Raw genomic sequence first — 8,329 nt, 5'->3', positions numbered from 1 at the left:
CTGAAGAAAATATAAAACAAGCAAATTTTGTCGCTCATTGGGTTCCAGAACGTTTTGTTTCTCTGGCCTCTGCTTATTATTCAAAAGCGAAAACCATTCAAGAATTTTGGAGAGTAGTGAAACAATGTAATCGTGTGGTGAATCATCTAACAGGACAAACCGCATTTGACAAAGATCAAGAACTACGAATTGGTGTACAAGCTATGAAAGAATTTGCGATGAAAATTAAGAAAGGGGTCCGCATGAAAAAAGGGAGGTTCGCCTATTTCAATGGAATCGTGAATAATTTAATGGACAAGCACTACTTTGATCCCGAATTTGGTCTGTGATACTCTCTTTTATATTTCGGGTACAACATATACTTTTGCATATACACCTTGCTGCACAGCAAATTGTTCTAACGTCTTTTGCCTGTATGATGTAAGTGTAAAAAAGTGAATAATAGGCACTTTCCCATTGTATCTATTTTTATAATACAAGGTGAATTCACCATATCTATTCATTTTTTCGCTGTTCACATTCATCATTTGTGTACGATCTATTTCGACTGCGTTTAGAATCCCGTCATTATCACGGAACTTTACATCAGGAATAATCGTTCTCTTCTTGTCATGTACTTTATAACGTATAGGAGCTTCTATCTGCCAATCTTCAGGACAAAACAGATACAGCCATGATTCGTTTCGCATGAGGCTATGCGCTAATCGACTATTAGGTATAACTTTCTCTGAGTCATCAAATAGCTCTCTGCCATTTTTATTCAAGTAATACACATGTTCTTTTTTATAGACTGTACTATTTAGATGTATCCTTAGATCTTTTAGAATACGGTTCGCATTCCGTATCCCGCCCATATCATGAATTGCCATTAAGTGTCTTCTAGTTGCAAATTTTAGCTTTCTAATCGAGGTCAAAATCATCATCTGACGATTCATTTTGATGTGTGTTTGCATATGCATCTTTTTTCACCTCGTATTGTTTTAATACGTCCCACATCTGCTCATTTGAGATATATGGAACTTGTATTTCGGTTAATCGATCTGTTTTAAAAAGTGCACGCCCAGGTATACTTTCAATAGCTTCTAATCCTGCCTCGTCAATTACCACTTGAGAAGCGGTTTGAGTTGGCAAACGAAAACCTAATTTGGCATCACTATTTTGTTTAACCTGACGTGGTAACGTGTCGCCAGTCGGGTATTGGGTGCAGAAAATTAATCGAAAACCAAGAGCTCCGCCTATACGTGCAATATACGATAGCATTTGTTGACAAGCCCCTAGTATTTTTTGCTGTTCTTTACTCATACTTTTATCTGGGCAAAGTTCTGCACCTTCGTCCACGATAATAAAATAGCGGTCTCTTATATTTGTTTCTACTACATTCGCATAATGGCGTTCTTTCATAAATAGCATTTTTTCTTCTATCCTTTTTAGAATCGTACTCAATACTTGAAAGGCCTCAATTGGCTTTTCTGCAATAGATTCTACCTGTTTTACGTTCTTGTAAGGCCCAAACTCCAATCCACCCTTTAAATCAATAATGTAAAAGTGAACATGCTCTGGATTGGCGACAGTAAGTGAAGTGAATACATTCTTTAAAAACACCGTTTTCCCCATCCTCGTTAGTCCACCTAAAGTCATGTGCGGTGTTTTATCAAAGTCATGACAGATTAACTCTTCTAAACTTTGCCCGATTGGCACACGCCATTTGCGCTCTTGAATTAAGTTTGTTGACCATTCCCACCTCTTAGGTATTTTTTTATGGAATACTCGAATGTTCAATTTATAATTGTCATACTGGATTCGAACGGGTTTATTTAGTCCTTCAGAAACAACATCCTCTACCTTCTGAATGATTTTGCTCGGCATTCCAACAGGTAAAGTGTAAATATACGTTGTACTGCGATCATCATCGTTTTGCTTTTGAAATTTTGGATAATGTAAGCTATCTTCTCTTTTGATTGCAATTCCAGACACTTCAAAGAATACTTGTATCTTGTGCTTATCATCATCTTTACGTTTGAACTTATCACTTACCAAGGCATATCCAAATGAAGCAACAGGTATTAACAATAATTCAAGCATTGATGAACACTCCTTATATATCCTATAAGGATATAGTTGCATTTTTTTGGAAGCTAACAGGACGAGCATTTTCGCTTATGAGGTCTATTGTCCCTCTCTTCCACATCACCTTCCTTCAAAGAAACGCCATTAGAACATAACGTAGAAGATATACGAACGAGCCCGCAAGCGTTGTATACATGGTCATACGTGGAAGCCAATGTGGAACACTCTTCCCCATTTTTTCAGCTGCACTCATTGCAACCACAGACAAACCTGTTGCCGTCCAAATAATGACTGCTTCTCCTGCAAGTGTCATTCGTAGTCCTCCTCAACTTTCTCTCGAAATTTAACTCCTGATTTGGTAGCTACAATTTCATACCGTTCCATTAAATCTTGCCAGCCGAGAATGTCTTCTTCCTCTCCATACAAGTCCTCTTCTACAATTTGAGATAAACTAAAATATCCTTTGTACTCTTTGTTATCAAATACAGCATGATTTTTCATGTGGTTGAGAATGGATTCTGTTTCTGCTCTCGATCTAGCGTGGTTATACATGTGACGCAATTCATTTGATGAATATAAATATGGAGTTGAATTGAGGTAACTATACTGAGAACGCATATAAATCCTCTCCCATCTTGATATCTATGATGCCATTTGGAATTCCAAGTAGAATTCTTCGTGGGCTTCCAAATGGAAGTAATATAGGTATATGATGTAGAAGAATAATTATTGCCTGTCCTACTAAAGATTTTTAGATTTCCCTCACACTTTTTTAAAGGATTAGCAAATTATTTATGGAATTAGACATTGAGGTGACTTTCTATGGAATTCAAATGTAGATTAAAAGTGATATTTGCTGAAAAAAATATTAAAATGGGAGATTTTGCTGACTCTGTAGGAATTAATCGTTCAACATTAAGCCTCATTGTAAATGGAAAAACCCTCCCTAACTTTACAAATGCTTATATAATCGCTCAAAACTTAAAAATTCCAATTGAAAACATATGGATACTTGAAAAGGAGTGAAAACATTGCACACCCCCCATTCAAAACACTAAATCAAATCGTTGAAGGATACTATCATCCAGGAAGCGGGCTGTCTGTGGTCACAAATTTCATTGCGGAACATCAAAATGAATCCTTATTCATATTAGATTACAAGGGAATCCTGTACCAAAAAACCTCTTCTCAAAAATATGCACAAGGATATGAAACCCTACTGCTACCTTATACAGAGTTACATTCAAACTCTAAACAAGACTTGCTGCAACTGTTGAAACGAAAAATAATTGTTTATTTTACATATACCGAAAGCGATCAACAAAAAGAGGATTTTGTGCCTTTTATGGGTAATCAGATTTTTTTCATTTATGAGCCATCTACTAAAAAATATCCAACAGGATAAAAAAGCGAATTCGGTTAAATTTGTTCTCATGGATATTGAAGCTGTAGGTTATATTCCTAAACTTCCTAGGATTATGGCTGGCTGCCGTGGATTTAATATGGGGTCTTGTTTATTTGTAGATGATACAGACACATTACTTTATGGATACAACAAAGAACAGGTAGATAAAATGTATAAGAACAGTATTGTTATTTCTAAAATTCATAAGTAAAAAGAATCCGCCTCCAAAAAGGAGACGGATTCTTCGTTGTGCACTACTAGATTAGAGAACGTATTTAAAATATAGATCATATAGAATTATCAGTCAATAAAAAGTTCTATCTTTCGATAATATTGGATATACTGTAAATGACATCTAGAGAATTACCACATGGGAGCACTTTCAACTGGGGAAGGTGCTTTTTTATTCTATTTCAGATTCATTGATTATATACTTGTAATACTGACTTCCATAAAATATTTTAATAAGCGATTGAGCCTTCTCTCCCAACCTGAGATTGCTCTTTTTTCATTTGTGGTATATTTCCACATCTCTTTGCATATTACAACTCTTTCCTACATATACTAATCACGCACAAGGAAAACTCCAACAATTTTCTGCATCCCGAAGAGCACCTTCTACTCACTCCGTACTTTTTATTGTGGCATTCCCTACACCTCGCTATCGTTCGAGGAGGCGACTACAAAAACATAATTATCTTTTTTATCGTATTACAAATGATAATATTTCCCTACAAATTTAGTAATTGATTGAAAAGCATTTCTTGTATCAAAAATTATTTTTGCATGATTAGCAATCTGCTGATATTCAAAATCTGTATGATCTGTAGCTAAAAGAACCAATTGAGCATTTTCAATTAACTCTGTAGTATATGGTACTGTTTCATACTTATTTTGATTTACTTGGTATGTTTCCACATGAGGGTCACATACTAAACATTTCACCCCATACCTATCTAAAATTTCTAACACTCGCAAAGAAGATGATTCCCGAGTATCCTTAACATCCTTTTTATAAGAAACTCCCAAAATCACAATCGTACTATCCTTCATTATTTCTCCTTCTGTATTAAGAATTTCAATCATTCTATCAACAACGTATTGTGGCATGGTGTCATTAATTGCTCCTGCTGTTTCAATCATCCTTGCAGCATAATTGTGCTCTCTTATCTTCCAGGATAAATAATACGGATCCACAGGAATGCAATGTCCTCCAATTCCTGCACAGGGGTAAAAAGGCATAAAACCATACGGCTTGGTTTCCGCCGCATTAATAACTTCCCAAACATTCACATTTAATTTATTACATATTAATGTCAATTCATTCACAAGACCAACATTTATATACCTAAATATATTTTCATGCAACTTTACCATTTCTGCCACTCGAACAGACGACACGATATGCGCCATATCACCAACCACATTCGCCGCCAATACCGTACATTTCTCTGTAATTCCACCCACAACTCTCGGTGTATTCTTCACATTAAACCTTTGGTTCGATGGATCAATTCTTTCAGGCGTATAGGCAATAAAAATATCTTTTCCAATTGAAAATCCTTTATTTTGAAATGACTTAGCAATAAGTTCTTCTGTAGTACCAGGGTACGTTGTACTCACCAGCATAATTAAAGAACCTTTTTTCACATATTGAATGAGTGTTTCAATTGAATCAACTATATACGAAAGATTAGGTTGTTTATATTTATCAATTGGGGTAGGTACACAAATTAAAGCAACATCTATATCCTCTATACGGGTAAAATCTGTTGTTCCCGTTAACTGATTCGTTCTTACAACTTGAGTTAATTCATTTGAATTCACATCATCAATGTAATTTTGCGCATCATTTATTTTATTCACTTTATCAGCTAGTAAATCAAAACCAATTACTCGAAAGCCTTCCATTGCCTTATTAATTGCGTAAGGAAGTCCAACGTACCCCAGTCCTATGACCCCAATCACAGCGGATTTTTGTTCAATTTTATGAATAAGTTCTTGATAATAATCTTCCTCAGATGCCCTCATACTCATTTATTCTCCCCCCTGAGTATTCATCTAGTTCCCCATTTATTAGATTTTAAAGTACATAATGCGTATATCCTTAATGGAAAAAGTACTATAATATGAATAAATCCATAAATCGGTGCCATCAAAAATATAAAAGGATGCCTCAAAATATAAAAAACATTTCTTGCATATGCCGACAAACATAAACAGGCAAAATAATAAATTCCCATCAACCACCCCATAGCTACAGGTTTAATCACAAATCCCAATATTAAAGTTACATTAAATATTATCCACAATGCTAATTCCATCACCACCCAAATCAGCACAATCGGTTTTTTTACACCAATTTTTAAAGCCAATAAACTTTCTCGAAAAAAAGATTTATTCCAGCGAACCTGTTGTTTGATAAACTGCAAAAGAGTTGCAGGTACATCAGTGATGCACCTAGCAGTCTCCTGATAGACTGTCTTTCCTTTCAAAATCGCATAATTAGTAAGACATCGATCATCTCCAGCTTGAACCACTTCTCCCAAAAACATTTGATGACCGTACTGCTCAAGATTTTCAATAATAACTTCTCTACGATAACAACTAAGTGGTCCGCAGCAAATTAAAACATTTCCTGTTACAGACTGTGCAGCTCGTTCCACACGAAATGCATTCTCATAGCGCATATCTATTAATTTCGTAAACCAATTTTTGATTCGGTTACGTGCATTAACATGCCCCGTTACAGCCATAACCTCTGAATCATGGAAAGGTATTAACAATGCACGTACTGCATCCGGAAACAAATACCCATCTGAATCAACAGTTAATATAACATCTCCCGTTGCACGCTCAAAACCCCATATTTGAGCATGTCGTTTTCCTTTATTCTCCGAAAAACGATGAGATATCAACTTCGGTGTATAATACATAATACGCTTACCGCTATTATCCTCCCTCGTAACATCAATCCCGACCTTTTTTTTATAATTATTCAATTGTTCTTTTATGCTCAATACTTCTTTATAACATCCATCACCATCACTCCCATCATCTACAACAATTATTTCATGAATAGGATAATCTTGATTCACAATACTCCAAATCGTATCTTGAACAGAGTTTGCTTTTTCATTATAAAATGGGATAATAACTGATACTTTCAAGTTAGGAGGATTACCAATTTTAGGTTTATACATAAATGATAAAATCATTTTTGCTAGCAAATAAGTTAACATAACTGTACCGTACACTCCTAATGAAATAGACAATTCTTCTTTATATATAGAATTAACATATAACATAGCAATAACTGCTAATCCAAAAATCATAAAAATTAAAACTTTACCTAAAATGCCTTCTTTCATCTGAATCGCCCCCTTATTTCCTTTAGTTGGTATGCTTAACAACATTTATTCTATACATTTAAAACCTTCCAAACGCACAAGCCCCGTCTCTTAATCTAGTGACTCCATTGGAACTTGTTGTCTAAATATCAACCCCTTTCTTGGTCATATACACCATATTCTTCAACCTTAGATTTTGTTTATGTCATTTTCATTACAAAATTTATGATACGGGAAAGCCTACGCAGGACTTTAGTCCGTCTGTAGACGTGGGATGAAAGTATCGTTTTTTACGTAGCAAAACATGGTATACTTTATTCATAGTCATGCAAAAGACGTAAAAACATTCAAGAACCAACAATCTGTATATAGTGATAGCACCGTAGCTCACGAACCTATACGGCCTGTCTTGAGAGTGGTGATGGCACACCGCAATCTTGCACGTCAGCGATACCAGAAATGGACTTCGCCTTTGGTAGCAAGAATCCCACTGACGGTAGTCAGCTTGCCCCTTTAGGGGTGGGAGTGTCAATACGATTAGTCCCAACTAACACAAATAAGATATTTTCACTACAATCTATCATTTCCCCATTCTTTCCCTCTTTCATCTCAGCACACAACCCACAAAATATTCACTGAACCTTTACATACTTTCGATTAACCGTCAAATAATATATATAACCTTTGGTGTTATAAACCTTAAATTGTAGAGAACCCTCCACACTTACTTCTCCATCAATCGTAAAGCCTTCCCCTATATCCAAAGTACCTGCCTGCCATGAAGGAAAATCATAGAACCGAAGGTTGTTTACTTTGGCAACGACACGCTTACCTACAATAGAGGAATCCACAGTGCTTTTTTTACTAAACTTCACATAAGACGGATCATATTTAATCCATTGCTCTCCACCTAGATTTAACCAACCATCCTTTTCACCCCATACAGCATAGGATTCTGGTTTGTTTAGATGACGAATCTTAGAATAGCTTGTATCAGGTCCTTTACGTAAGTTCACGTTATCCCCTTCAATATAAGCAATACCATCTGTGACGGCTGTTGGTACCTCTGCTGGTTTAGATGGCTTTTCTGGAACTGAAACTCCTACATTAGAATTATTGTATGCACGTTGTACATCAGCACGGAATTGCGCTTCAGAAACACCGTGAGATTTTAAGTAATCAAGTGGATCTTCATGATCTGTTCCACCAAGGTATTTCGTTACATCATAGTGAGTCCATAATCCTTTTTCTACAGATAACTTGTTATCTTTTAAGATTTTCGCTAAAAGTTTTACGTATTTTTCATATGAACGCTTGAACTTTGTATAGTCTGCTGTTTCACATAACTCTACATGTGCAAATCGTTTATTAGCAGCAGGTCCACCGCCATAAGCAATGTATTTTGTATCAGCAATTTGGATGGTTTCATTCCAAACGATTGCGTAATGAACGAATGCATTTCTCCATGTACGAGACTCATATTTTTGAATATTGATTGCGGGCGCTT

General features: G+C 35.7%; 8 protein-coding genes and 2 pseudogenes. 3 read left to right on the top strand and 7 right to left on the bottom strand.

Annotation, left to right across the window (positions count from 1 at the left end; genetic code table 11):
- A pseudogene (locus AB3X49_RS14220) lies at positions 1 to 329 on the top strand (helix-turn-helix domain-containing protein); the annotation flags it as partial.
- A 9-nt stretch (positions 330 to 338) separates the two neighbouring features.
- Here AB3X49_RS14220 and AB3X49_RS14215 read toward each other — a convergent pair.
- The 4 genes from AB3X49_RS14215 to AB3X49_RS14200 form a co-directional block, all read right to left on the bottom strand.
- The gene (locus AB3X49_RS14215; protein ID WP_367962869.1) at positions 339 to 959 is read right to left on the bottom strand and encodes a replication-relaxation family protein; all 621 of its coding nucleotides are present in this window, start codon (positions 957 to 959) and stop codon (positions 339 to 341) included.
- Entirely contained in the window at positions 901 to 2,082 is a 1,182-nt protein-coding gene (locus AB3X49_RS14210; RefSeq protein WP_367962867.1) for an FtsK/SpoIIIE domain-containing protein, read from the bottom strand. The genes AB3X49_RS14215 and AB3X49_RS14210 overlap by 59 nt, the downstream gene beginning before the upstream one ends.
- Before the next feature lie 115 nt (positions 2,083 to 2,197).
- Positions 2,198 to 2,380 (bottom strand): hypothetical protein, encoded by a 183-nt coding sequence (locus AB3X49_RS14205; RefSeq protein ID WP_367962865.1) that lies wholly within the window; start codon positions 2,378 to 2,380, stop codon positions 2,198 to 2,200.
- The gene (locus AB3X49_RS14200; protein ID WP_367962863.1) at positions 2,377 to 2,685 is read right to left on the bottom strand and encodes a hypothetical protein; all 309 of its coding nucleotides are present in this window, start codon (positions 2,683 to 2,685) and stop codon (positions 2,377 to 2,379) included. Before AB3X49_RS14200 ends, AB3X49_RS14205 begins: the two co-directional genes overlap by 4 nt.
- 204 nt (positions 2,686 to 2,889) lie before the next feature.
- Here AB3X49_RS14200 and AB3X49_RS14195 point away from each other — a divergent pair, with 204 nt between their 5' ends.
- Together AB3X49_RS14195 and AB3X49_RS14190 are read left to right on the top strand one after the other, a co-directional pair.
- Entirely contained in the window at positions 2,890 to 3,093 is a 204-nt protein-coding gene (locus AB3X49_RS14195) for a helix-turn-helix transcriptional regulator (RefSeq protein ID WP_367962861.1), read from the top strand.
- A 4-nt stretch (positions 3,094 to 3,097) separates the two neighbouring features.
- Positions 3,098 to 3,683, top strand: a pseudogene (locus AB3X49_RS14190) (type IV secretory system conjugative DNA transfer family protein).
- Between the two features lie 500 nt (positions 3,684 to 4,183).
- On the opposite strand, the gene AB3X49_RS14185 reads toward AB3X49_RS14190, so the two are convergent.
- From AB3X49_RS14185 to AB3X49_RS14175, 3 genes are all read right to left on the bottom strand, one after another.
- The gene (locus AB3X49_RS14185) at positions 4,184 to 5,509 is read right to left on the bottom strand and encodes a nucleotide sugar dehydrogenase (protein ID WP_367962859.1); all 1,326 of its coding nucleotides are present in this window, start codon (positions 5,507 to 5,509) and stop codon (positions 4,184 to 4,186) included.
- Positions 5,510 to 5,529: 20 nt separating this feature from the next.
- Positions 5,530 to 6,843 (bottom strand): glycosyltransferase family 2 protein, encoded by a 1,314-nt coding sequence (locus tag AB3X49_RS14180; protein ID WP_367962856.1) that lies wholly within the window; start codon positions 6,841 to 6,843, stop codon positions 5,530 to 5,532.
- A gap of 611 nt (positions 6,844 to 7,454) precedes the next feature.
- A partial coding sequence (locus tag AB3X49_RS14175; RefSeq protein ID WP_367962854.1) for an N-acetylmuramoyl-L-alanine amidase occupies positions 7,455 to 8,329 on the bottom strand: 875 nt, incomplete at its 5' end.

The sequence above is a fragment of the Bacillus sp. C30 genome (genome assembly GCF_040838255.1).
GTDB lineage: Bacteria > Bacillota > Bacilli > Bacillales > Bacillaceae_G > Bacillus_A > Bacillus_A mycoides.
The sequence above is the reverse complement of the archived record's forward strand: the minus strand, read 5'-3'. Positions and strand labels throughout refer to the sequence as shown.